The following is a 24,352-nucleotide window of genomic DNA, read 5'->3' on the forward strand; positions in this document are numbered from 1 at the left end:
TCGTCTGATGATGACAGTTACTAATCTATCGGTAAAAACACGATTCCCGATCGTAACGGGATTTACCTACACATTTGAAAAAGGCACAATATATTCGATAATTGCCGTAAACGGGTCTGGAAAAACAACTATCTTCCGTGCGCTAACGGGATTAATACCGATATCTTCTGGTAAGGTTGAGATCCTAAAGCAACCTCTAAGTAAAATGAGACGTTCCTTCTTTTTTTATGAAACGTCTGATTGGCTAGATAAACACTTGAATGGCTTGGACTATCTAAGATTTGTAAAGACACAGTGGAAATCAGAAATCCTATTGACCGATGTGATCACCAAGTGGCAAATGTCTGATTTCATCAATTTAAAAATTTCAAAGTATTCTTTAGGCATGAAACAAAAGTTACTAATTGCAATGTATATAGTCAGTGACGCAGACGTTCTAATTTTTGACGAGGTAAATAACGGCCTAGATGAAAGCTCCAGAAAGCTTCTTTATTCTCAGCTTCTCTCCCTAAAAAAAGCTGGCAAGACTATAATACTATCTTCACACTATCTTAACGACGTTAAGGATATTACTGACCACATGTTTACGCTAAAGGACCAAAAACTCTATGAAGAATAAGACAAATGTTGGCTTATGGGATATTAAGAAAATATACAAAAATCCAATGAGCATGGTCCTCATCGGATTGGTGCTGCTTTGCGTGGGTATAACCTTTTATTTCAACAATCAAACGTCAAAGGTTATTTCATTCGAGAGCACGATCGCCAAAGAAATCAAGAATTATAAGTTAGGGATCGCTGTTCTTGAGAAAGAAATACGTTCGGGTTCCTTCAGCGACCAACAAAAGGCGATGCGCCGCAACGATATTAAGTTATCCCAAAAGCTTTTGAAACGAGACCTAAGTATTCAGAAATATTTGGCTTCTAAAAAGTGGTCTCAAGCATATGCTCTAAGGCTAAAAACCATTGATATGGATAAAAAGCTAAATCAGAATGAAACTACCGACCCCACTCGCAAGCCTTTAGAGAATGCAATAGAACGCGAGAGACTCCGCTTTCTTGCTCTAAAGAAACGAAATGTGCAAAAATACAACGAAGACTTTTCAGCCAACGGAACTGGCTTCTTTTTATGGACATGGCAAAACATTATTCCTGTTCTTCTGACATTAGTATCAGTCTATATAGCGGTTAATCTGTTTGGAGAATCATATAGATCACGAATCAATGTAAGTTTGTTGATCCCCCAACTTGAACTCGTCATCAACATGTGGCACATAGGCATTACGTGGATAGTAAGTTCGGTACTACTGCTTATGACCAGTTTACTTACGTTATCTACAGGAACTATAGTAAATGGCTTCGGCAGTTTAAATTACCCTGTTCTTTTTTATGAATTACCAACAATGTCAATGAAGTTCAATGATTTGTATCAAATCCTCCTGCCTTCGTTCTGTCTCCAAGCTATATCAAGCCTATTCATTCTAGTTTTCGTCATGCTCATATGCTCTATTGCTAAAAACAAAATGGCATCCTTGTTCATCTCTCTTATTTCCACTATCGGATTATTTTTATTAACCTCTACCGTTGATCCGCTTAAAAAGATTGGGGAACTGTTACCCACAACCTATCTGCAATCTGTTTCAGTTACCACAGGAGCGACTGCGTACTCATTGAATAATCCACGCATAACATTTTCCATGGGCATCATTATGTGCTCTTTAGCCCTAGTGGTTCTTATTGTCTTGATTTCCCTAATTTCATATTTCCGTCGTATTAGAACCGCTCGTAACCAGAATAGCATTGAATCCCCCTTATACTGATACATCCCACAATCCGATGTTGACTAATTGTCATTGATAGTTCTAAGTCCCGATTTAGGTAAGACAAATCAGGTGTTTTAATTCTTTGAAAAAGAATTAAAACGGTCGTCTTATCAATCTGTGTCCATGAGGATGGATCACAATTCACAGTTATCAAACAAAAGGCAAACGACTTCTGCGGAAATTGTTTTGCCTTTTCATATTCATATGGGTAATTTATTAGAGTTTTAAAGATATCAGCGCCAAGGCGGAGCAATCTTAAGCCAGATGGGACTCAGCCGTGCAAACAACACAGCGACCTGACTTGGAGCTGATGTTGTTAGGCGACTTCGAGACCGGGTTTTGGACTCGAAGCGCCGTCTCCGCCCTTGCTCAGCGGTGCAAGCCCCACCTGGCCAGAGATTGTGGATTTTGGAGCGGCAAAGGATTCTTTAGCCTAGACCCTGCCCAGATTATTCGGAATCTCATGAATCACAAGTTCAATGCGAGAATTATGACCCATCCTCATGTGGGGAGTTAAGAGGGGGGAGCGACACGGAAGCGATAACCAATTGTCTAGCAACTGAACCACTTACCATTCAAAAGGAAATTCTTAAAGTCGCTGCAAGTAAATTGTACCTTCAATTCTACACTTTTGCGGCCTCGCAGTGAGGTGGTTGGTTTTCATGATCCCCGGCGTCCCCAAATTAATTTTCGGCTTGCCCCCGATCAATAAGGGGAGCTTTAAAATTAGCGGTGTCCATCAATCTTGCCTTGCATCAACTGGACAACAACTTGAAGCAATTGCCTTATTACGCAAACGCCAGCGATCTCAGGACCAACCTCAACGATTTGCCCACCATCGTCAGCAAGCTGCCGATGGATCGGGACGGTCTCGCCCAGCTCAATCATAGGATCGACAAGTGGTTAAAGGATCTAACTTAGTATTCTAAATAATGATCAAAAACTAATAACTTTAATTATCTGCCTGTGTTCGTATCGAGTTTTCCTTGATAGCACGATAGAGCCAAATAATAAATCCATAAGGAGAGGTCAAAAAGTTTCACTTTCTTCTCTAAATTAAGTTGCCGATAAAAGCAGAGAGAGAATGATCTTCCATGTATCAAATACTAGCTGGAATCTTCGGAAAACTAAAGGACAACACATCATTCACTAGGATGGTGACTATATAACTGAGTCAACTATCCTATAAGCAATCAGGTCAAAAAACTGTTTGTCTATCATTGGCGTATTCTGTTATTAAAGGCTCGCAAGGACAGCATCTGTCACCTAAATGATTTAGTTGAAAAATACGTTCACTTTATCAGACCTCATAGCATACTAATTTTCCCTGATACATCCAAGCCTGTTCACCAAAGGTACCGGTTTCTAGCCGCCCTGACTCTACCCCTTGAAAAGACTACCTTAGAACTGAGCATTGTGTTTTTCATAGCATCAATGGACTAACTCATCCAATACATCCATCAGTCACTTGGAGGGCACTATGAATAACCTCATCACATTCAGTCTCATTCTCGCTGGCATGCTGCTACTTTTGCTGCGAAAAGGCACAAAGCGGCAACGGCGGGCGAATCGGCGGTTGGCGGCGACCTTGCTGTTGTTTGGCTTAGCCAGCGGCGGTTATACCTACACGCAGCAACACACCACACTGCTGGGAACACCGCCCCAATCAAGTTCAGTTAGCAACAGTGTGCCGGCAACGGATGGCACCTCGCGCCAACCGGTCACGCAACTGGCGCAGCTCAATTACAACAACACTGCCGAGATTACCGTCAACAATAACGAGCCTGGTTTTACGAAAGCAGAACTTGCCACTGATAAAGGCCCGTGGACAACATTTAGCAATCTCGATAGTCTCAACCGTGCTGGTACTGCCAATGCTTTACTGAATCAAGCTATCATGCCAACTGCCAAGCGCGAGCCGCTGACTTGGAATCCAACTGGGTGGCACAACAAGAAAGTGCATGGCGAATGGCTGTACAACCGCAGCCATTTAATTGGTTTTCAGCTTTCCGGTGAAAATAATAATCCGAAAAATTTGATGACTGGGACGCGGCAGTTAAATTCGCCTTTGATGCAGGCCCATGAAGATGATATGGCACATTATTTGAAACAGTCACGCCAACATTTTATTCGTTATGAAGTCACCCCGATCTTTCGCGGTGATGAACTGTTACCACGCGGTGTGGCGATGCGTGCGCAAAGTATCGGCGACAACACGATTCATTTTAATGTCTACATCTTCAACGTTCAGCCTGGTGTGACCCTCAACTATGCAGACGGTACTAGCCAACTTAATTAGCGATTGCCTAGAATTCAATCGAAATAATATTCGGATTGTCGGCATAAAACGTCAGCAGGCGCCGCATGTCTTCATTGGCTTTACTCTCCACATGCAGGTTCATTTTAACTTCGTCGCCTTCATGTTTAATGGACACATTCAGGACCTTGATATGGTACTTGCCTAATGTTTCGCGTAAATGTACCATGTCAAAGCCTTCGCTGCGGACCCGAATTGTCAAAATGCCGTTATCCCCGCTGGGCAGCCAACGATAATGATGGTGGAGCAGGACTTGAATGCAGAGCACTAGGACAGTTGCGGCCAAGCCGATGAGGTACAGCTTCGCCCCAATTGCCATCCCCACAGCCGCTGTCGTCCAAACCCCGGCAGCTGTCGTTAAACCATTCACGTTATTGTGGCGAACCAAAATGGCGCCAGCGCCTAAAAAGCTGACGCCACTGACAATCTGAGCCGCGACACGTGAAGGATCCAATGCCATATTTTTCAAATCTAAAATATCAAAAAAACCGTATTTTGAAACAATCATAATCAAGGCCGCACCCAACGCCACAATCATATGTGTGCGGATACCGGCATTTTTGAAGCGATTCTTGCGTTCATAACCAATGGCAAAGCCGCAAAGTGCAGCCACCACCAGTCGAATGACAAGTTCGGCTTGATCTGCTACTGAAATCATCAAACAATCACAACCTTTGTTCTTACTTTACCACCGAATGCCTAGGTTAAAAACATCGCGAAATCGTTGCAATCAGCCACCGCTATGGTAGACTATAGTAGGTTAGAATGATTCTAATTTGGAGGCGTAACGATGACCATAAATTTACGTGATGTACAGGATGTCTATAAGGATGCCGGGTCTGACATTATTTTTGCTACGCTTGACCTTAAGCGCGAAGATGCCGCAGCCGACAAAGCCATGATTGCCGACTTAGCAGAGCACTTACCAGCATTCATCAATAGCATGAACATTCGCTACCCAGATGCAAAGTTGGCGGTTGCATTTGGCTTGTCGCGAAAAGCGTGGGATTATCTTTTCCCAGCTGCACCGGTGCCTAAAGAGTTGGAGGAATTCCAACCAGTTGTCGGGCCAAAATATACCGCAGTGGCAACCCCAGCTGATCTGTTCTTCCACATTCGCTCGCAGAATTCAGCCGTTCCGTTCGAACTCATGTCAGAGATCATGACCATCATTGACGATCAGACTGTGACACTCGATGAAACCCATGGCTTCCGCTATTTCGAAGGCCGAGCGATCATTGGCTTTGTCGACGGCACGGAAAATCCAAGCGCACTCGACACGCCAGAGTATGCGGTGATCGGCGATGAAGATCCCACATTTGAAAACGGCTCCTATGCTTTTGCGCAAAAATACCAACACAATATGAAAGCATGGAACGATTTGACGACGGAGGACCAGGAAAAAGCCATCGGTCGAAAGAAGTTCAACGATATTGAGTTAGCTGACGAAAAGAAGCTGCCAAATGCCCACAATGTGGTTTCTCAGGATAATGACGGCGGCGTTGAACATAAAATTGTGCGCATGAATGTCCCGTTCAGTAATCCGGCCAAAAACGAAAACGGAACCTACTTCATCGGCTATGCCCGTCATTGGACGGTCACCAAGCGTATGTTGCAAGGCATGTTTGACAATTCTGATCGGTTGCTTGATTTTTCGACGCCAGAAACTGGCGAATTGTTCTTCATTCCGTCCAAATCTGTGCTCGGTCAAATCGCAGACGGCGAACTTTAATGAACGTGTTTGTTTAGGAACACAGGGAAAACAGCTACACTGAGGGCTACCAAACACCACCATCTTGGGTTTGGCATGGTCGCAATTAGTAGCCGCTTTTCCCTGTGTTTTTGCATGGCGCCTGCGCCAGTTTCCAAACCTTGCGTTCACTTATATTCATTTAAAAACCAATTTTCGTACATAGACCAATGGTCAATTTTTCTGCTTGCCATAAAATCGTCAAGTTTTCATGTCACATAAGCTAACGCGGCTTCAGTTTTTTTACCGCTTCGAAAATCCTTTGATAGCAGTCTTTCTCCTTTCAGCACCAGATTTGCTCTAGGCCAATAGATCGACCGAATCGCTATTCCATTGAAAATGCCATGCTACAATACCGCCATCAATGGTAATGAGGTGGCAGAGATGAATTTAGCTGATACTGGGTTTGTAATTATTGCGAGTACATTAGTCTGGTTTATGACGCCGGGACTGGCTTTTTTCTACGGTGGACTGGTTTCCAAACGCAACGTGATTAATACGATGCTGTCGGTTTTCTACATCACCGGGATTGCGATCCTACTTTGGGTCGCTGTCGGCTATGAGCTCAGTTTTAATGGCGATCTTTTCGGTGTCATCGGTCAGGTTCATCATTTCTTTTTGAGTGATCTTTCGCTTGGCGCGGTGACCACGGCGAAAATTCCAACCGGCGTGTATGTGCTGTTCCAAATGATGTTTGCCATCATCACGCCGGCCTTGTTTGTCGGCGCTGTCGTTGGTCGGATGCATTTTAAGTTTCTGACTTGTTTTATCGTCTTGTGGTCATTGCTAGTTTATTACCCGCTTGTCCACTTGATCTGGAGTCCGCACGGTTTATTGGCCGGTCTGGGTGTGCTTGATTTTGCAGGCGGCACGGTGATCCACATCAATGCTGGCATTACCGCCTTGACGCTATCCGCCTTTCTAGGTCGCCGCACGGATGAACATATCACACCGTATAATCGGCCTTGGGTGCTTCTAGGCACGGCCATTTTATGGATCGGCTGGTATGGATTCAACGCCGGCTCTGCACTCGGTGTTAATCAAGCGGCGATGACGGCAGCATTAACGACTTCGGTTGGCGCCGCCGCGGCGTTGGTCACATGGATGTGTCTGGACATCTGGCAAACCGGCCATCCAACGCTGATCGGAACTTGTACCGGTGCCTTGTGTGGGCTTGTCGGGATCACCCCGGCCACTGGCTATGTCACGAGTTTTGGGGCAGCATGCATTGGCGTTGCGGCAACGTTGACAAGCTACTGGTTTATCAGCAAAATCAAGCCACGGCTAGGCATTGATGATACTTTAGACGCCTTTGGCTGCCATGGGGTCGCTGGGATTGTCGGCAGTATTTTGACTGGTGTGTTCGCCAGCAAACAGGTCGCCCCCGACATTGCGCACGCTGGCTTGGCTTATGGCGGTGGATGGCAGCTGCTCCTAATCCAGTTTGTCGGCACCGCCATCGTGATCGTCTTAGTTGGTGCTATGGTCAGTCTAATCACTGTAGTTCTCAAACAATTCGTCAGCATTCGGGTCTCCCCTGCTGCTGAAAAAATGGGGCTGGATTACAGCGAACACGATGAACCAGTTGATGAAACTGTCGCTGCCAGTTGGGCCCGCGGTACTTATGTCAGTCAAAATCCTGATGAATTTAAAGGCCAGTTACATGGTTTTGATCCCCAGCCGCGAAGAGAAAATCGGTAATCTACTGATGGCCGGTTCGTTCATTTCCACCATGTATCACCTTCATAGCGACCTAGCTGCGTAAGAGGTTTCCACCCCTAAGCGGCTAGGTCGTTTTAATTGTTTTTTCTTTCTTACCATGGGTAAAATGCCGACATATAGAGGCTTAACGTGAACCAACGCAGAAGAAACCGGCGTGTAAGCTGCCTCAGGTGCAGGCAACTGCGCTGGTGAGCACGTTAATGAGGAGGGAACAAGATGCTTGGATATGGGTTTAGTCATGCTGGCGGGCCAGAAGTGATTGATGCGATCGACTTGGCCACACCAGCGCCAGGACCACAGGAAATTCAAATCAAGTCCCAAGCGATCGGTCTGAATAATCGTGATCGCATTGCTCGTCAAATGGGTGGCAGTGGCTTAACGGTGCCGGGTTATGATGTTGCTGGCATTGTCAGTGCTGTCGGCGATCAGGTAACGCAATTTGCACTTGGTGATCGCGTCGTTGCGCGCACCACCAGTGCTTACGCAGAAATTGTGACGGCCGCAGCTGACATGAGTGTGTTACTGCCTGAGTCCATCCCGCCTGAAAACGGTGTGGCTCTGATCACCCCCGGCGTGACCGGTTATCGAATGGTCGAACTTGGGCATATTCACGATGGCGAAACCGTCATCGTGAAAGGCGCCTCTGGCGGTGTCGGTTCCGCAGCCATCCAATTAGCCGTTGCCCGCGGTGCTTCGGTGATTGGTATCGCCGCCAGCCGCCATGAAGTTGATGTGAATCAACTAGGGGTTGAACATTTTGTCGCTTATGACCGCGGGAATCCTGTCAAGGAGCTTGCCAAAACCGCCGACGTCGTGATTAATGCCGCCATGGACGGGATCGGTGGTGATGATGATGTCGCCATGGCCAAGGACAATGGGCTGATCGTATCTGTCAGTCATCACGAACCGCTCCTCAACCGCGGCATCCGTTTCATTCATACCCGACCGCTTGGCGGCTCCGAAGTCGGCCAAGCACTTAAAGTCTTGATTAATCTTATGTCTCAAGGCAAATTAACCGTCAAAGTCGGCTATGTATTGCCTTTTACCCGCGAAGGCTTTGTGAAAGGCCACCAATTGCTGGATGAGCCGCATGAAGGCCGAATTGTGATTCAAGTAACGCCCTGATCGCGTCTGTTTTTTAGCACGAGAAGCTAACGGCGAAAAACTTCTTTAAGAGGCAAACTAGTGCTCCGGTTTTTTCCAAAAATGTGGACCTGATGACACTAGCTAACGGTTTTGTCACGCTAAGCGTTTTAGCTTGTTGTCACCATAAGCCGGTGGTAGTCTGATAAGCAGCAAGATAGCTCGCCACTGATTTGTTTCGTCAACTTTTATGAAGGAGATTCTCTCATGGCACAAGAAATCTTAATCACAACCACCGAAAACATTCCCGGCAAAAAATATGAAGTGATCGGCGAAGTTTTCGGCTTAACAACACAGTCAAAAAATGTTATCAGCAACATTGGTGCAGGCTTGAAGAACATTGTCGGCGGTGAAATCAAAGCCTACAGTGATATGCTGCATGAATCACGGGAAAAGGCGATCGAGCGGTTACGCGACGAAGCCCAAAAAGCTGGTGGCGATGCAGTTGTCATGATGCGGTTTGACTCCGGATCAATTGGCGGTGACATGCAAAGTGTTGTTGCATATGGCACGGCTGTGAAATTTCTCAACTAAAAAGCATCCCTTCTTCAGCCGAATAACTGCCCATCATGTGCGCCAGAAGTCAGTAGGATTTGCTGAGCAAAATTGGCTCTAGAGAAAAGTTCATCTCTAGTTTTGATTTTCTTAGTCTCTGTCTGCTAAATGACTTCTGGTGCATTTCGTTTTTAACAGCAGAAGTTTCGACTGCCCACTGCCAATTCATTTTTTGAAAGGATTGTCACGATGTCAATTTTGAATTATGCCAAGCAGTCTTCCTGGCCAAATGGTTTCGGCTTCCAGCAATCACCGATTGATCTTCGTCAAGCGACAACCACTGTCGACACTGACATGACGATTCTCACACCATGGATGACCGATCAAGAAATTGATGACCAGGTCACCATTCGGCTCGCTGGCCAAGGAACGACTCGGATTAATGAAACCACTTGGACTTTTGTGCAGGCCCATTTTCACGTGCCAGCGGAGCATATCGTTGCTGAGAAAACGGTGGCGGAGCTCCATTTTGTCCATCAATCGGCCATTGGTGCGCTTTGTGTCGTGGCGGTTTTAGTGCCAGTTGGTCAAGCTAACCCGATCATGGCCGATGTGCTCGATCATTTTCAACCACATGTCACGCAGCCAATCAACTTTGACCTGACTCGCCTACTGCCAAAACAAGGTACGGTTTATCAGTACCTCGGCTCGCTCACCACCCCGCCGTTAACCGAAGGCGTGACTTGGTATGTCATTGAGCAAACCGAGATCACAATGAGTTCGAATCAGCTCGCCCGCTATCAGCAGTTTTTTGAACCGAATAATCGCCATGTGCAAGCGATCAATCGGCGACCAATTTTCCGAGGCGTTTTCAAGCAACTGAAGCGTTCAGCAGGAGATGACCCTCTTCATGGCCAAATCAGCAAAACGCTGGCGGCGAGTAAGCATATCGGTACTGGTAATTTTGCTTCTCGCTAGCGGCGGCTATTGGCTTTGGTGGCAACTGGGCAGCCGCGCAATTCACCAGCAAATCTATCGTCATACGGGTATCGTCACAGTTTTTGTCCCTGGTTATGGCAGTAACAGCCTCACCTTCGGGCCAATGGTTCAACGCTTCAAGCAGGATAAGGCATCCGATCAAGTCACTACGATTCATGTCAGTGCTGACGGCAAACGCACGATCACTGGAGCCGACCGCTACAATGGCAAAAATCCGCTCATCAACGTTGTTTTTGCCGATGCTAAGTCACCACAAAAGGAAGTCCGGCAACTCACCGACTTGCTGCACTGGCTTCGCGTCCAGCGTCATGTGACTCGTGTGAATCTGGTAGGTCATTCAATGGGCAGCAATCTGAGCTTTAATTACATGACGACACCGCATGCCAATCTTCAGCCGCAAGTGATCAATTATGTCTCGTTTGCGAGCGAGTTCTATCGTGATCCAACGACCCAGATTCGGGCGTTACCGAAAACATTGCATATCTTAGTGATTGGCGGACAGGTCTTCGGGGCAAAAGGTGACTGGGCCGTCAGCCTTGCTGGTGTCAAACGTTTAGCCGCCAAATTTAAGGCGGCTGGCTTATCCACCACCCTCTTTGTTTATACTGGCACACCAGTTGGCGCTTATCACTCGACGCTGCACCAAAATCCTTATGTGGATGCTGAAATCTTGCACTTTTTATTTACCTGAGTAGCTAAAAACTATCTGCAGCTTGTGGCTTGATTCTCACAAGCTGTTTTTTGTTGCCTCGATAAAATCGCATTCCCAACTCATTTGTAAATTGCCAAGAAAAAATTCTATTTTTCATTTGCTATTTTCAACCACTTGCCAAGCATTTTGCACCACTTACCGCCTTTCTCGAGACACTTGGCGCAATCGTCGTTATGCTAAGGCCAACAAATCGAAAGCAGGTGACATCAATGGCCATTCTTGAAGCAAAGGGTCTGACCAAAACATTTGGTCCGAAAGTAGCAGTGAACGGCATTAATTTGACGGTTGACCGTGGGCAATTCGTGGCCTTCTTAGGTCCTAACGGCGCAGGTAAATCGACGACAATCGGCATGCTGACAGGCTTGATTCAACCGACCAGTGGCAGCATTACCGTCGCCGATCACACACCTGAGCAAGTGGCCTATCGTCAACAGATTGGGGTTGTCTTTCAGGATAGTGTCCTTGATCGCCAACTAACAGTTAATGAAAATCTACGATTGCGGGCGCGCATGTATCAACACCCAGATACTGCTTGGTTCGATCAACTGATTAAGCAATTTGACCTGGCACCTATTTTGAATCAGACATATGGGACATTGTCAGGTGGTCAGCGACGCCGAACCGATATTGCCCGCGCCCTTTTGAATCATCCCCAAATTTTATTTTTAGACGAACCGTCAACCGGATTAGATATTCAGACGCGCCAAACGATTTGGTCAGCGCTGGCTGCTTTACGCGTCCAAACGCAATTGACCGTCATTTTAACAACCCATTATTTGGAGGAAACGGAAAATGCTGACTTCGTTTACGTCATTGATCGTGGCGAAATCATTGCAGCAGATACCGTTGTTGACCTGAAAAATCGCTATGCTGCTCATCAACTGACAATTCAAACAACAGCTGCCGATCGCGTCAAAACAGTCGCCAATCAAGCCGGATTGCGGGCCAATATCGTTGCCAACGAGGTGCACGTCAATATCCATCATCCGCAACAGGCTATTGCTTTGCTGACGGAACTCACCGATGCCATCACCGACTTTGAGTTCCATCCAGCTGATATGAATACGATCTTCGTCACGTTAACCGGAAAGGAGATTCGCTAATGCTAGCTTTTATTAAACGTAATCTATTGTTGTTTTTTCGCAATCGCGCCGGCGTTTTCTTTTCAGTTTTGGGCGCACTGATTGCCTTCGTTCTCTATTTGGTTTTTCTCAAAAAGAATATGACCGGACTGTGGCCCATCAGTCATCCTGAAAAGCTGCTTGATCCCTGGCTAATCGGCGGCACGCTTACCATCACGGCAGTTACGACCACGCAAGATGGCTTAGCAAGAATGATTGTTGATCGTGAGAATGGTAATTTAAGCGACTACCTGTTGACCGAAGCTTCTTATCTGCGCATTCAATTTGGCTATCTGGCCAGTGCCGTCATCATCGGCACCATCATGCAGCTGCTCATGTTCGGTGCCATGTCAGGCGCCTTCGCCCTGCTTGATCATGTCGTTATTCCATGGCAACTAACTGGCAAAATCATTGCTCTCGCATTGTTCAGCAGTGTGGTTTGGACAAGTTTTAATTTACTTATTTTGAGCTTTGTTTCCCGCGTGACCACCATGAGCGGCATTGCAACCATTGTCGGTACTGCAGCAGGCTTCTTCGCTGGGGTTTACATGCCAATCGGGGCAGTTCCCAGCGGCGCACAAGCCTTGATGAAAATGACCCCCTTCCCATATAACGCCGCTGCTTATCGCCAGATTCTGTTGCAAAAGCCGTTAGCCACGACCTTCACTGGCAAGCAAGAGGCTGCAAGGGCGAGTTTTGAAAAAATGTTGGGTGTTCGCATTGACGTCAACGGCTTGCTTTCTAGCAGCCACACTTACATGATTCTGATTGGTTTTACGCTTGGTGTGAGCATCCTTATTTTCCTTCTTGCCAGATTCAGTCGAAAGGCCGCCCTCGCCCGCGTATAATGAAACGTAATCGTGCGATACGCTGGCGTCATGCGGAAGGAGACTGAGCCTATGAAAGTTTCATTTGATCAAGATCCTGACTTGAATCCGGATGATATTGAGGTGCTCATCAAGGCTGCGCGGCTTTCACCGGCTGTGTTGCAGCTCTTGCAACAAATTCAACAATTATCCGACAATCGACCAACCCTTCCGCTAACTGTTGGTGACCGCGTCGTGGTACTGGCCGTTAATGACATCGTGGCAATCGAAGTCTACGGTGACGAGCTCACGGTCCACACGATGACCAAGGTCTATACTTCGCGTGGCCAGCTAAAAGCCATTCGCGCTAAGCTTGATCCTCAGCTTTTTATTCAGGTAGCCAAAAGTACCATTCTGAACATCAATTATTTGACATCACTGGAAGCTTCTTTTTCCGGTAATATGACCGCCTTCATGAGTAATCAGCAAAAATTGACGGTCAGTCGTAAATTTCTTCCTGACTTGAAACGTTTATTAGGATTGTGAGGTGGCCCTTATGAGAATCGCAAAGCAGTTATTGACCGAGGCCGTCATTGGCATCATGATCGGCGCAACCGTTTATCTGACCACTTTGATGTTGCATTTAGACACGATTAATCCAACACCGCGTTCTATCGCGGGACTGTTCATCATGAGTGCCGTCATTGGCATCCTATCGTCGATTTTCGATCTTGACTGGCTCAGTTTACCAGTTGCATATGGCACCCATTTCATCAGCACCTTTCTGGTCGTCCTTGCAACGAACTACCTGATGGGCTGGCAATTCTTGATTGGCTCCGCCTTAACCAGCTTCATCATTTCGTTCATCGTCATCTACGCCTTCATTTGGATCGCCCTATACCTCTCTTGGCGCGTGACGGCTAGAAAAATGACGCGCATTTTAAAAAAGCGGTTGAAGAAGTGAGTTGTCGTTGTGTCACTAACGCATAATCTGTTTAAAGTGTCGGTTATTCTATTCTGGTTAGGTTGTTCCCGGTAGTTCCGCGGTCGCCACCCCCGAATCACCGCGTAGCCAGCTCAGGCTATCGGAACCAACATCATTAGCATAGCAATAAAGATGCTCAACCCAATGAAAAAGAATACTTACAAGCCATCCTTATTGTCAGCATACCCGCCGTTGTAGAAAACGCGCTCACAGTCGCAGGAACTTCCGTATAAGGACCTTGAAGCAAAAGGACCAAAAACCGGCCCTTTCACTTCAAGGCCACTTACACTACAGTTTCTAAGCGCTCCTGCTCGCGCTCTCAGACCAATGAGCGGTTATTTTTTTGCATTGGTGCTAAAATAGAAAGGTCAAATAAGGTCAATCAAGGAAGTGATCATTTTTGAACCAGGTTGTTATCTTTGGCATCATGTTGGCAATCGTCATTTTAGGCAACATCTTGGCACGGCACGTTCCTAAGATTCCGTTGCCATTCTTCTTGATCGGCCTTGGGGCGGCATTAGCCGTTATGCCTTCTCTTCGTAATTTCACACTTGATCCATCGGTCTTCTCCTTTGCGATCATTGCCCCACTGTTGTTTAACGAAGGTCAAAATGCTTCACGTATTCAAATTGGCCGCTCTTTAACCAATATCGTGTCGTTGGCAGTCGGCCTCGTGCTGGTTTCAGTCATTATTTTAGGCTTTGGCGTTCATGCGCTGTTTCCAATCATTCCACTAAGTCTTGCCTTCGCACTCATTGCTATCGTCACGCCAACAGATGCATCAGCGGTCAGCGCCGTTGCCCAAACCAATCCTTTGAGCGACAGCCAAATGCAACTATTGTCCAATGAAAGTCTGTTCAACGATGCAGCCGGCATTGTCGCATTCGATCTGGCACTGACTGCCTATGTTTCCGGACAATTTTCACCAACAGACGCCTTGCTCGATTTTCTCTTCGTCTTCTTCGGCGGTATCCTGGTCGGGGCAGTCTTAGGTATGCTGATCGTGAATTTGCGGGCCTGGCTGATTCATATCGGCGACGATGAGCCGTTGATCATGGTCGGTATTCAGTTACTGACGCCATTGTTGGTTTATTTTCTAGCCGAAGAACTTGGCCTGTCTGGGATTCTGGCGGTTGTTGCTTCTGGGATTGCGCAAGGTGTAGAGCGCGATCGTTTGCGACTGACCAGTGCCCGCATGCAAATCGTCAGCGCCAATGTCTGGGAAATGGTAGCGGCCATTCTTTCCGGACTCGTCTTCGTTTTGCTCGGCCTCTCGCTGCCCAATGTCATCGTTAGCGCCTTGCGCGGACAAGCTGGCTTGTTCAGTTTGCTTGTGGGTATTGGCATTTTCATTTACGCAGCCAAGTCACTGGTTCGCCTACTATGGAGTCGAACCTTGCTGCGAACTGGTAAAAAACACCGCTGGCGCAACGCCGTCATTATGATGCTGGGTGGTGCGAATGGGACCATCACCTTATCTTTGGCGTTTTCAATGCCACAAATTGTTAATGGCCACAGTTTTCCGCTCCGGCAAGGCTTGATTCTAATCGCGGCAACTGTCATTTTACTCAGTCTGATTGTGCCGGTACTGGTTCTACCATTCTGCGTGCCTAAGCAGCCAAAACGCAATCGCCAATATGTTTGGTTGCGCCGAATGTTATCAGCTGGCATTGATGCCATGCGGGATGAATCCGTTCATCATAGCGAAGCCCAAATCGTTGCAGACGCGTTGTCTCAGGAAATGATTCTGAACGATAAACCTTCGCGAAGAATGCAACGGGATATCTTTGATGCCACCATAAAAGTTGAGAAAAGAACCATTGAAGCTTTACGGGTCAATGGGACCATCACGCATGACGAAGCGCACTATTACAATCGCTTTATTGATTTAAATGATTTCACAGCAGATCAGCGAACGTGGAAAAATCTTTTTCTCCGCTTACGGTTCACCTTTAATATGGGACGTATGTATAAAGGTCTAGACGAAGCGCAAAATGCTTTTTTAACCACACCGCTTAACCTTGAGCCGATTTTTTGGAAACGGCAATTTACTGAGCACGGTGAAGATCTATTACCTATCGAGCAGGCCGGCTATGATGCGGTGATGAAGTACTTGGCAAGTGCCGAAAATAGTCAAAATCGTAGTGCCATCAACATCGTTCGCCGCTTCTATCGTGATCGGCATCGCCGGGTTCATACGGATTCTTTCGATGGTGATGTGCTATATGCCATGTTCCTAAAGGCATTCCATGCTGAATTTGAGTTCATTCAAGGTGCTTTTGCTGAAGGCAAACTCAACCGGGAGATCATGCAACGGTTGCAGACACGCATTACTTTTGACGAAATTACGTACCTACAAAATCAGAATAGTTTCATTGCTTAAAAAGAACACACTAAGTAACAACGCTTGATTATCTAAAAAAAGGGTACTGCAATGGTTAAATTGCAGTACCCTTTTTGTCATTTAAAACCCAATTAATGCTTGGCTTTATCGTCAGAATCAAGTGCCATTTCCAGTTCGTCAGCGGCAGTCTTCGTCACGCTTTCGATCTTTGCAAGCACCCGGCCATATGGTTTTGGATCCTTGTTGATATACCGTAATAGTCCTGCCATCCGCGCTGTCATGTCATACCAGCTTTGGTTTGGCATACCGGAGATTTGACCGACCCGGGCATTTGGCAAAACATCGATGAGTTGCTCGACCGCATTTTTGACAACCGGCAGCGCACCGCGTACCTGATCGGAATCGGCGTAAGTGGCATCAAAGATCAGCTGCATGAAGCGATCAGGTTGTGAATGTTTTGATGGTGTTGCAGCTCGTTCGGCGCGCACACCCATCACAACCTGCTGCAAGCCAAGTAACGTCAATCGGACTAATTGATCGTGTTGCGAAACGCCCAACTCAGGCATTGGCGTGATCCCAATGAGGCTCAGTTCGTCATTACTAAGCCGCAGAGCAGCATTGGCAACAAAGTCTGACAGTTGCAAGCCGAGATGCTCGCGAGAATCTGCAAACTCAAACCGAACCTTGATTGGTCGTTCCAAGGAAAGCGTCAAGTAGCGACTCACAATATCAGCGCCCATCACCAGCTGATTACCTTCCAATTCATTCCGATGATCGATCATGATCACAATACTGTCAAAAGTAGTGTCAACATCACGCAACACGTGAATCGTGGCGCCGATGTATGGATACAGATATTCCATTGACGGGGCGAAATCAGGATACGTCGTTTTCTGTGAAAAGACGGTATACATCCCCATGTTTTCATGGTCAGCTGCTTTGATCAGCTGTGTTAAGGCATCAACCTGTTTACCGCGGGCTTTAACTTCATCCCCTGGTTCCCAGCCATAGGGATAGAGCGCATTACGGAAGCCAATGAGACTGTCGTCGTCGCCTTCTGGGAAAATAGCCGCGATCCCCATGTGCATGGTACGCGGATCTGGACGGTGCTCTTCAAAACTTTCATCAATAAAGAGTTGCAACTGTTTGCCAGCTACCAACGGTGCTTCATCATGAGTACCATAATTAGTATGCATGTTGGTACCGGTCGTTGCCTGTTGACTGGTCGTATCGCTGGTACTGCTGCTTGCAGTATTAGCTGAATTGTATTTGCCGTTACGGTCATTTAAAGTTGACCGAATCACACTTGGTGTATGCGTTTCAACGTGATTAACCACTGCTGGCACATGGCGATTGTCGGTCGACGCTTTGGCTGTCATTGACTGTGAGGCACTTGATGCCGCCGGCTGAGTCATTGGCTGCCAGTTTTGAGGATCAGCGTTGGCTGCGAATCGATTTTGGCGCGTGCGGTTAGGCTGGCGATTACCATTTGGCTTATTGCGATTATTGCGCGTATAGCCATTATCACGCCGGGCAGGTTCGTGATCGGTTTTATTCACATTGCGCCGTGGGGCCGTTACTGTCCGCTTCTTGATGTGACGCTCTGTCTGATTGTCGTGACGCTGCTCAGTCGATTGCTGACTTGAAGATGAGCTAGCCGATACAGATGACCGATTAGCTTCAGTCTGACGTTTCTTAGCCTCAGCTTCTGCTTCCTGTGTCGCAACATCCGGCTGCTGGCGAATCGTGAAGCGATGCTGCCGCGTCGGAATTTTTTTCTGAACAGGCGTCTGTTTCGGTGTTTGCTCGTTGTTGTTGTGCTCTTGCTGATTGTTGGGGCGCTGGTTTTGCCGTGACGTGACAGTTGAACGCGTCACCCGTTTAGCAGTGCGCCGTGCCGGTTTTGAACTTGCTGCTGCTTCAGTTTGTGGTGCAGTCGGCGTTTGGCTAGTTGCTTGCGACTGCTGATTGGCTGCCCGCTTAGTTTGAACACGCGAGGCTTTTGGTGTTGTCGCTGATTTACTTGCTGACACTTGTTCAGCCGATTTAGTTTGTTTGGCTTTTGCAGCTGGCTGCTTCGCTGTCGCGGCTGGTTTAACCTGTTTACTTGCAGCTGGTTTCTTAGGCGCCGTCTTCTTAGCTGGCGCCTTCGTAGCGGTTTTGTGAGCTTCTGCTGGCACCTTGCCAGACTTAATGATGCTTTCAATCTTAGCCGCGGTCTTGCGGCTCACGCTTTGGCCGCGCAGTGCTTTACGCAAAGTCGGCACGGAAACACCCATCGCTGCGGATGTCGCATTGGTGTTCAACTTGTGTTTTGCCATATAGGCATTTAATGATGCCGTGAATTTGTTTTTGTTATCCAAAATATTTCCTCATATCCTACTTTATTGAATGATCCGTCACTAGTTTACCGCAAAAGCCGATAACGGACATAGTGACTTGAATGTCAAGAAGCGTGTTAACGGTGATGCCTATTTCATGTCTACGTTTCATAGCCACCTGTTTGCGCCGGTTAGACTTTTCTTGTATAGTCATTACTTGTATTTCTCAAGACGAAAGAAGCGAAAATAACCATGCAACGAAAACTCAGCAGCCGTCACATGCAAATGATTGCGCTTGGCGGTACCATCGGCGTTGGCCTTTTCATGGGAGCAGGCGCCACGATTAAATGGACAGGGCCATCTGTTCTGATCGCCTACATCATTGCCGGCCTATTCCTTTACATGATCATGCGTGCATTGGGCGAGATGCTTTATATTGATCCGGCAACTGGTTCATTTGCCAAGTTTGCCAGTGAATACATGCATCCGATTTTTGGCTATCTCACTGCTTGGAGCAACATTTTCCAATTTGTTGTTGTTGGTATGTCCGAAATGATCGCAATTGGCGAATATTTCAAATTCTGGTGGCCCGGGTTGCCGGGTTGGCTGCCGGGGTTAGTGGCCATCACCTTCCTTGTACTAGCAAATCTAATTTCGGTGCGAATGTTTGGCGAATTGGAATTCTGGTTTGCCTTGATTAAAGTCGTGACGATCGTTTTGATGATCATTGCTGGCCTTGGCGTCATTTTATTTGGGATTGGTAATGGCGGCCATCCGGTTGGTATCAGCAATCTCTGGACCCACGGTGGGTTTTTCACCGGCGGGTTTAAAGGCTTCTGTTTTGCCTTGTCAATCGTCCTCGGCTCCTACCAAGGCGTTGAGCTGCTTGGTATCACAGCAGGTGAAGCTGAGAATCCGCGACCGACCATCGTTAAAGCAGTGAAAGACACGATTGGTCGAATTCTGATTTTCTATGTTGGTGCGATTTTCGTGATCGTCGCCATTTACCCTTGGAATCAGCTCAGCACGTTAGGGTCGCCGTTTGTTCAGACATTTGCCAAAATCGGCATCACATTTGCCGCTTCACTCATTAATTTTGTAGTGATTACCGCTGCCTTATCTGGCTCCAATTCTGGCATTTACTCAGCCAGCCGAATGTTATACACCTTAGCTGATGCCAAACAACTGCCACGAATTTTCACCAAACTAAATCGTCATGGGGTACCTTTTTATCCGGTCATCGCCGTGGGCGGCGGGATTTTACTGGGCGTCATTTTGAATGCTTTACTGCCTCACATTGCACCAGCCGCGAAAAATGTTTTCGTGCTAGTTTACAGTTCCAGCGTCTTGCCTGGTATGGTGCCGTGGATCGTCATCTTAGTCAGCGAAATTCGCTTTCGCAAAGTCCACGCTGATCAGATGGCCAACCATCCTTTCAAAATGCCATTCGCGCCTTACAGCAATTATCTCACACTTATTTTCCTCGCGTTCACTTTATTTTTCATGCTACTAAACCCAGAAACAAGTGTTTCATTATTAGTAGGTGTCGTCTTTCTTGGTTTGGTCGTGCTGCATTACTTGTTGTATCAACGTCGAAAGCCTGCGACGCAACCTGTTAAAGCTAATCGGCAATAGCAAATTTCAGCAACTAATTGATATGGAGAAGTGTGAAAACTGTCTCGTGACCTGCAAAAAAATGCACGTTCATGCGTAGGTAACACGCTTTTTTTATCTTCTTTCACAAGCGCTATTTAAAGCGGTCATTTTTTTCACAACTTGTATAATAGATGTGTTGAAAGAAAGGAGTCGGATCATGAAAACAATCAAGATTGGTGGCGTCAATGTTCCGATCATGGGTATGGGCACTTGGTACTTAGGCGAAGGCAATGCGGCACAAAGTGAACAGGAAGCTGCTGCCTTAAAGTATGGACTGAATCATGGTTTGACCGTGATTGATACCGCGGAGATGTATGGCAACGGGGCGGCTGAGTCACTGATTGGCAGTTTTCTTGGTGATTATGATCGCGCCAACATCTATCTGATCTCAAAGTTCTATCCGTCACACGCAGACAAGCGACAGATGCGAACAGCCCTAAAAAATAGTCTTAAACGATTGCGAACTGATTATCTCGACCTATATCTGCTTCACTGGCGCGGGTCAACCCCGTTAGCAGAAACTCTCGAAGGCCTGCAGGATTTGCAAAAAGAAGGTTTAATTAAGCAATATGGTGTGTCGAACTTTGACGTTGATGACATGGATCAATTAACGCTCGAACCGGGCGGCGACCAAATTGCGGCTAATGAAGTGCTTTATAACTTACAATCGCGCGGTATTGAATATGATCTGCTGCCACAGCAAAAGCAGGCCAACATTACCACAATTGGTTACTCGCCATTTGGGTCAGGCAGTGGCAAGTCAATTAAACTGCCACCGGAACTAAGAACTTTGGCCAAAGAGAAAAACATTTCAACCCATCAACTGATGCTCGCATGGGTGCTGCGTCATGGCGACGTGCTCACGATCCCTCGTTCAGGTGAAGCAAGCCACATGGCGGAAAATATTGCTGCTGCCGACGTTACTTTTTCACCAGATGAATTGACATTGTTCGAACAAGCCTTCCCAGCCCCGCGGCATCATATCCCACTTGAAATGATTTAACGATAACAGCATGAAGAAGGTTAGTCGTAATTTCTTCGTACGACTTGTAATTGATTAGATTCCGAATAATCGTAGGAGGTGCTGGGCTAAAATCTTCTTGCCGTGCCAAACTCCGCAATCTCCGGCCAGCTGGGGCTGGAACGCTGTGACGGCGCTTCGAGCCCGCAAAGCCCGCGGTCTCGAAGTCGCCTAACAACATCAGCTCCAAAGCCCGGTCGCTGTGTTGTTTGCACGGCTGAGCCCCATCTGGCCTACGATTGCTTCGCCTTGGCACTACGGTCTTAAAAATCGCAATCAACAATCCATGAGCAGGCAAAAAGACCAATTCTCCTGCAAAATGCAAAAAAACTGTTCTTTTTTAACTGGCTGATAATTACGTTTCACCCCGTTCCTTTTTTATGGCCGCAGACCGAACTACTTCAAGGCCCTGACGGAAGGCGTTCTGTGACCACAAACAGATTATCTGAAAAACTCACCGCACTAAACTTTTTAGCATTCCTGCCTGCAATTGCTTTCTTGCTGTCATAAAAAACGTTATACTAATAGCAATCATTTTCCATGAAAGGATATTTGTTTTGAAAATCTTTGTTGTCGGTGCCCACGGCCAAATCGGCCAGTTGCTGGTCCACAAACTGCTTGATCGTGGTGATACAGTTACAGGCGGTTATCGTGATCCAATCGCGCAGACACCTGATCCCGAGAAAAACTTTCGCGCTGTCGAACTTGATCTTTCATGGCCGGTTGATCGCTTAGCTGACCTTTATGCTGGTCATGACGCAATTGTCTTCGCAGCAGGGTCACGCGGTCAAGATCTTCTTGGCGTTGATCTAGATGGTGCTGTCAAAACGATGAAAGCTGCTGAACGCGCTGATATTAGTCGATTCATCATGCTCAGCGCCCTTGATGCTGAAGATCCGGACAAGTGGCCAGACCAGTTGCACGATTATTACATCGCCAAGTACTACGCTGACGAATGGCTCATTCACAACACGGATCTGGATTACGTCATCGTCCAGCCAACCGCGCTCACCAACGATCCTGCACAAGGCAGTATCACCTTGCAACCGCAACGACCATCAACCATTCCACGCGCAGATGTTGCTGACGTCCTAGTAGCAGCCTTAGACAGCAATCGCCATCGAGACACAGTGAAGATTGCAAGTGGTAATGAAGCGATTGTGAAAGCATTACATGTTTGACGCCAGTAGCTTCACGTGGTAATTTAAGGCTAAGTTAAATTCGAAAGTGAGGTTTCGTCCATTGAAGTAAGCCAATTGTTGAAAATGTCCAAGTCCTGTCATCATCAACGGGATTAGTACGGACTTTTTGACAATTGGGCTTGATCAAGGACGGCACCCCCGTTTATTTTGGTCAGTCCCAAAGTGTTATTGGGCTGGCTTTTTTGTTGCATACAAGCCAGCGCAGTTATGCTGCCAAATAACCCAATAGCAAGGCTGATGCCGCTAACTTTCAACACTTTTCAGCCATAAAAAGTCATACCGATTCACGTTCTGATCACGCAGGCACATCCCCGAAAGGACGTGGCTGTATGTCTACGATTCAAATTAAACAGCTCAATTTTGCTTATGACGGTCAAGCACCGCTTTTTACGAACACAACCTTTGACCTTGATACCAACTGGCATCTCGGATTGGTCGGTCGCAACGGCCGAGGCAAAACCACTTTGTTGCGAATTTTACAACAAGCACTACCCTACAGTGGCACGGTGACTGTTCCCTTGCAGTTGCAATATTTTCCTCAAACGCTGGATGAAACCCAACTGACGCTGACTGCCGCACAAGCCATCACCGATGTTGCGCAATGGCAACTCGAACGTGAACTAAATCTGCTCCACGCTGATCCTAACATTCTCTGGCGCCCATTTGTCGATTTATCTGGTGGTGAGCAAACAAAAGTGCGTCTCGCCTTACTGTTCATTCAAGACAATGGTTTCGCACTCATTGACGAGCCAACCAATCACCTCGACCTGCGCAGCCGCCGACAAGTCGCCGCCTATCTCCAACAAAAACCCGGCTTTATTGTCGTCAGCCATGATCGTGATTTTTTGGACAGCATCACCGACCATACGCTAGCAATCCAGCGGCAGCAAATCACCCTTTATCAAGGCAATTTCTCCACCTTCATGACCGAAAAAGAACGGCAAGATCAAACTGAACTGGCCAAAAATGGTCAACTTAAAACTGAAATTACCCGACTTAAACGAACGGCCCATGATAAAACAGTTTGGGCGGAAAATAAAGAAAAGAGTATCTATGGTAATCCGCACATCAAGGACAGCGGTCATAATGCTGGTCGCGGGTTTATTAGCGCTCGAGCTGCACGGACGATGAAAAAAAGTAAAAATCTCGAACACCGGATGACTAAAGAAATCGATGAGAAGGAAAGTCTTCTGAAGAACCTAGAAAAGGTTGATCCACTCACCATGCTGCCGGTGTCAACCCATCACCATCAACTTGTGGTCGCTGAAAAGGTCCAAGTCGGGTTCGATCTACCGCTTTTCCAGCCGATCTCTTTTACTTTGACCCGCGGCGATCGGATTGCCATTGTTGGTGACAATGGCAGCGGCAAGTCGACCTTGATTCGCGCCTTGCTGAAGCAGTTCACCGGCATGCAGTCAGGGCATCTCACCTTGGCACCCGTCAGTCTTAGCCTTGTTCGCCAACAATACACCGATAACCGCGGTACATTAGTCGACTTTGCCAAACAGCATCAGCTTAGCCGTGAAACCTTGCTTAACAACTTGCGCAAACTTGGCATGCCGCGAGCCGACTTTAACACGCCGATTGAGCATCTGAGCATGGGCCAACAGAAAAAAGTCGAACTAGCGCGATCGCTAGCCACCCCGGCCGCTTTGTACATTTGGGACGAACCGCTCAATTATTTGGACACTTACAACCAAGACCAACTGGTTGCCGCCATCAAACATTATCAACCAACGATGCTTTTTGTCGAACACGATGAGCATTTTATCGAGCAGGTTGCGACAAAAATCATTCGCCTGCAACCATGACTGACTGAGCTTTTATGGCGACACTAGCAATAACTGCTTAGTTTTTGTGGCAAAACAAAACCCATTGAAAATGTTTGTTATCCATTCCAAAACGCCTTGGTACGTAGCGATTCAGGCGTTGCAA

At 47.0% G+C, this 24,352-nt stretch carries 21 protein-coding genes; 19 read left to right on the forward strand and 2 right to left on the reverse strand.

Translation table 11 applies throughout. The features are described 5' to 3' along the window. Positions 1 to 7 precede the first annotated feature (7 nt). From ACWPAB_RS05745 to ACWPAB_RS05760, 4 genes are all read left to right on the forward strand, one after another. Positions 8 to 619, forward strand: a complete 612-nt coding sequence (locus ACWPAB_RS05745) for an ATP-binding cassette domain-containing protein (protein ID WP_003563686.1) — start codon at positions 8 to 10, stop codon at positions 617 to 619. Continuing rightward, on the forward strand, positions 609 to 1,820 hold the full coding sequence (locus tag ACWPAB_RS05750; RefSeq protein ID WP_003569129.1) for a hypothetical protein: 1,212 nt from the start codon (positions 609 to 611) through the stop codon (positions 1,818 to 1,820). Before ACWPAB_RS05745 ends, ACWPAB_RS05750 begins: the two co-directional genes overlap by 11 nt. A 735-nt stretch (positions 1,821 to 2,555) precedes the next feature. After that, positions 2,556 to 2,744: a hypothetical protein gene (locus tag ACWPAB_RS05755; protein WP_003563665.1), complete on the forward strand. Its 189-nt coding sequence runs from the start codon at positions 2,556 to 2,558 to the stop codon at positions 2,742 to 2,744. A gap of 559 nt (positions 2,745 to 3,303) precedes the next feature. Then, the gene (locus tag ACWPAB_RS05760; protein WP_003587345.1) at positions 3,304 to 4,122 is read left to right on the forward strand and encodes a DNA/RNA non-specific endonuclease; all 819 of its coding nucleotides are present in this window, start codon (positions 3,304 to 3,306) and stop codon (positions 4,120 to 4,122) included. Positions 4,123 to 4,129: 7 nt separating this feature from the next. On the opposite strand, the gene ACWPAB_RS05765 is transcribed toward ACWPAB_RS05760, so the two are convergent. Then, positions 4,130 to 4,798: an MgtC/SapB family protein gene (locus ACWPAB_RS05765; RefSeq protein ID WP_003587342.1), complete on the reverse strand. Its 669-nt coding sequence runs from the start codon at positions 4,796 to 4,798 to the stop codon at positions 4,130 to 4,132. Positions 4,799 to 4,930: 132 nt separating this feature from the next. On the opposite strand from ACWPAB_RS05765, the gene ACWPAB_RS05770 reads away from it, so the two are divergent. From ACWPAB_RS05770 to ACWPAB_RS05820, 11 genes are all read left to right on the forward strand, one after another. Next, positions 4,931 to 5,872, forward strand: a complete 942-nt coding sequence (locus ACWPAB_RS05770) for a Dyp-type peroxidase (RefSeq protein WP_003563657.1) — start codon at positions 4,931 to 4,933, stop codon at positions 5,870 to 5,872. A gap of 402 nt (positions 5,873 to 6,274) precedes the next feature. Next, a complete protein-coding gene (locus ACWPAB_RS05775) occupies positions 6,275 to 7,591 on the forward strand; it encodes an ammonium transporter (protein ID WP_003590128.1) in 1,317 nt (438 codons plus the stop codon). Positions 7,592 to 7,828: 237 nt separating this feature from the next. Further along, the gene (locus ACWPAB_RS05780; RefSeq protein WP_003590125.1) at positions 7,829 to 8,737 is read left to right on the forward strand and encodes a quinone oxidoreductase family protein; all 909 of its coding nucleotides are present in this window, start codon (positions 7,829 to 7,831) and stop codon (positions 8,735 to 8,737) included. A 225-nt stretch (positions 8,738 to 8,962) separates the two neighbouring features. Further along, positions 8,963 to 9,289, forward strand: a complete 327-nt coding sequence (locus ACWPAB_RS05785) for a heavy metal-binding domain-containing protein (protein WP_003563651.1) — start codon at positions 8,963 to 8,965, stop codon at positions 9,287 to 9,289. Positions 9,290 to 9,499: 210 nt separating this feature from the next. Then, positions 9,500 to 10,228, forward strand: a complete 729-nt coding sequence (locus ACWPAB_RS05790; RefSeq protein ID WP_016380725.1) for a carbonic anhydrase family protein — start codon at positions 9,500 to 9,502, stop codon at positions 10,226 to 10,228. Then, entirely contained in the window at positions 10,161 to 10,940 is a 780-nt protein-coding gene (locus ACWPAB_RS05795; protein WP_003587332.1) for an alpha/beta hydrolase, read from the forward strand. The genes ACWPAB_RS05790 and ACWPAB_RS05795 overlap by 68 nt, the downstream gene beginning before the upstream one ends. A 230-nt stretch (positions 10,941 to 11,170) precedes the next feature. Further along, a complete protein-coding gene (locus ACWPAB_RS05800; RefSeq protein WP_016381736.1) occupies positions 11,171 to 12,064 on the forward strand; it encodes an ABC transporter ATP-binding protein in 894 nt (297 codons plus the stop codon). Beyond that, positions 12,064 to 12,930, forward strand: a complete 867-nt coding sequence (locus ACWPAB_RS05805; protein WP_003587328.1) for an ABC transporter permease — start codon at positions 12,064 to 12,066, stop codon at positions 12,928 to 12,930. Before ACWPAB_RS05800 ends, ACWPAB_RS05805 begins: the two co-directional genes overlap by 1 nt. A 51-nt stretch (positions 12,931 to 12,981) precedes the next feature. Continuing rightward, positions 12,982 to 13,434: a LytTR family DNA-binding domain-containing protein gene (locus ACWPAB_RS05810; RefSeq protein ID WP_003563640.1), complete on the forward strand. Its 453-nt coding sequence runs from the start codon at positions 12,982 to 12,984 to the stop codon at positions 13,432 to 13,434. A 10-nt stretch (positions 13,435 to 13,444) separates the two neighbouring features. After that, complete coding sequence (locus ACWPAB_RS05815) at positions 13,445 to 13,852, forward strand: DUF3021 domain-containing protein (RefSeq protein ID WP_003577939.1); 408 nt, start codon at positions 13,445 to 13,447, stop codon at positions 13,850 to 13,852. A 421-nt stretch (positions 13,853 to 14,273) separates the two neighbouring features. Further along, positions 14,274 to 16,256: a cation:proton antiporter gene (locus ACWPAB_RS05820; protein WP_003587325.1), complete on the forward strand. Its 1,983-nt coding sequence runs from the start codon at positions 14,274 to 14,276 to the stop codon at positions 16,254 to 16,256. 92 nt (positions 16,257 to 16,348) lie between these two features. Here ACWPAB_RS05820 and ACWPAB_RS05825 read toward each other — a convergent pair whose 3' ends face one another. After that, on the reverse strand, positions 16,349 to 18,580 hold the full coding sequence (locus tag ACWPAB_RS05825; RefSeq protein WP_003590116.1) for a DUF3800 domain-containing protein: 2,232 nt from the start codon (positions 18,578 to 18,580) through the stop codon (positions 16,349 to 16,351). A 210-nt stretch (positions 18,581 to 18,790) separates the two neighbouring features. Between ACWPAB_RS05825 and ACWPAB_RS05830 the strand changes: the two genes are divergently transcribed. The 4 genes from ACWPAB_RS05830 to abc-f all read left to right on the forward strand — a co-directional run bounded on the left by ACWPAB_RS05830 (position 18,791) and on the right by abc-f (position 24,228). Beyond that, positions 18,791 to 20,173, forward strand: coding sequence for an amino acid permease (locus tag ACWPAB_RS05830; protein ID WP_003587320.1), 1,383 nt, complete (start codon positions 18,791 to 18,793; stop codon positions 20,171 to 20,173). Positions 20,174 to 20,351: 178 nt separating this feature from the next. After that, entirely contained in the window at positions 20,352 to 21,197 is an 846-nt protein-coding gene (locus ACWPAB_RS05835; protein ID WP_003563630.1) for an aldo/keto reductase, read from the forward strand. Positions 21,198 to 21,772: 575 nt separating this feature from the next. Further along, a complete protein-coding gene (locus ACWPAB_RS05840) occupies positions 21,773 to 22,396 on the forward strand; it encodes an SDR family oxidoreductase (protein WP_003573864.1) in 624 nt (207 codons plus the stop codon). A gap of 350 nt (positions 22,397 to 22,746) precedes the next feature. After that, on the forward strand, positions 22,747 to 24,228 hold the full coding sequence (gene abc-f, locus ACWPAB_RS05845; RefSeq protein WP_003590114.1) for a ribosomal protection-like ABC-F family protein: 1,482 nt from the start codon (positions 22,747 to 22,749) through the stop codon (positions 24,226 to 24,228). Positions 24,229 to 24,352: the final 124 nt, after the last annotated feature.

It is taken from the genome of Lacticaseibacillus sp. 30 (assembly GCF_053819265.1).

What these genes read in the sequence shown, in the direction of transcription:
- ACWPAB_RS05795 (WP_003587332.1), top strand. Translation starts at nt 10,161, where the DNA reads ATGGCCAAATCAGCAAAACGCTGGCGGCGAGTAAGCATATCGGTACTG.
- ACWPAB_RS05800 (WP_016381736.1), top strand. Translation starts at nt 11,171, where the DNA reads ATGGCCATTCTTGAAGCAAAGGGTCTGACCAAAACATTTGGTCCGAAA.
- ACWPAB_RS05770 (WP_003563657.1), top strand. Translation starts at nt 4,931, where the DNA reads ATGACCATAAATTTACGTGATGTACAGGATGTCTATAAGGATGCCGGG.
- ACWPAB_RS05805 (WP_003587328.1), top strand. Translation starts at nt 12,064, where the DNA reads ATGCTAGCTTTTATTAAACGTAATCTATTGTTGTTTTTTCGCAATCGC.
- ACWPAB_RS05835 (WP_003563630.1), top strand. Translation starts at nt 20,352, where the DNA reads ATGAAAACAATCAAGATTGGTGGCGTCAATGTTCCGATCATGGGTATG.
- ACWPAB_RS05785 (WP_003563651.1), top strand. Translation starts at nt 8,963, where the DNA reads ATGGCACAAGAAATCTTAATCACAACCACCGAAAACATTCCCGGCAAA.
- ACWPAB_RS05790 (WP_016380725.1), top strand. Translation starts at nt 9,500, where the DNA reads ATGTCAATTTTGAATTATGCCAAGCAGTCTTCCTGGCCAAATGGTTTC.
- ACWPAB_RS05750 (WP_003569129.1), top strand. Translation starts at nt 609, where the DNA reads ATGAAGAATAAGACAAATGTTGGCTTATGGGATATTAAGAAAATATAC.
- ACWPAB_RS05780 (WP_003590125.1), top strand. Translation starts at nt 7,829, where the DNA reads ATGCTTGGATATGGGTTTAGTCATGCTGGCGGGCCAGAAGTGATTGAT.
- abc-f (WP_003590114.1), top strand. Translation starts at nt 22,747, where the DNA reads ATGTCTACGATTCAAATTAAACAGCTCAATTTTGCTTATGACGGTCAA.
- ACWPAB_RS05830 (WP_003587320.1), top strand. Translation starts at nt 18,791, where the DNA reads ATGCAACGAAAACTCAGCAGCCGTCACATGCAAATGATTGCGCTTGGC.
- ACWPAB_RS05775 (WP_003590128.1), top strand. Translation starts at nt 6,275, where the DNA reads ATGAATTTAGCTGATACTGGGTTTGTAATTATTGCGAGTACATTAGTC.
- ACWPAB_RS05815 (WP_003577939.1), top strand. Translation starts at nt 13,445, where the DNA reads ATGAGAATCGCAAAGCAGTTATTGACCGAGGCCGTCATTGGCATCATG.
- ACWPAB_RS05810 (WP_003563640.1), top strand. Translation starts at nt 12,982, where the DNA reads ATGAAAGTTTCATTTGATCAAGATCCTGACTTGAATCCGGATGATATT.
- ACWPAB_RS05760 (WP_003587345.1), top strand. Translation starts at nt 3,304, where the DNA reads ATGAATAACCTCATCACATTCAGTCTCATTCTCGCTGGCATGCTGCTA.
- ACWPAB_RS05745 (WP_003563686.1), top strand. Translation starts at nt 8, where the DNA reads ATGATGACAGTTACTAATCTATCGGTAAAAACACGATTCCCGATCGTA.
- ACWPAB_RS05765 (WP_003587342.1), bottom strand. Translation starts at nt 4,798, where the DNA reads ATGATTTCAGTAGCAGATCAAGCCGAACTTGTCATTCGACTGGTGGTG.